Below are 369 nucleotides of genomic sequence, written 5' to 3'. Positions count from 1 at the left end.
CCTCATGTATCACTGTAGGGGGTAGAGCACTGTTTCGGCTAGGGGGTCATCCCGACTTACCAAACCGATGCAAACTCCGAATACCTACAAGTGCCGAGCATGGGAGACACACGGCGGGTGCTAACGTCCGTCGTGAAAAGGGAAACAACCCAGACCGTCAGCTAAGGTCCCAAAGTTATGGTTAAGTGGGAAACGATGTGGGAAGGCTTAGACAGCTAGGAGGTTGGCTTAGAAGCAGCCACCCTTTAAAGAAAGCGTAATAGCTCACTAGTCGAGTCGGCCTGCGCGGAAGATGTAACGGGGCTCAAACTACACACCGAAGCTACGGGTTCATCGCAAGATGAGCGGTAGAGGAGCGTTCTGTAAGCC

1 rRNA gene is annotated in these 369 nt (G+C 53.1%); it reads left to right on the top strand.

Annotated features, from left to right (window positions below):
- A 23S ribosomal RNA gene (locus AC1DNC_RS16780) occupies nucleotides 1-369 on the top strand; the annotation flags it as partial.

Source organism: Arthrobacter sp. 01N442, assembly GCF_056399345.1.
This window is presented reverse-complemented; position numbering and strand designations above follow the sequence as displayed.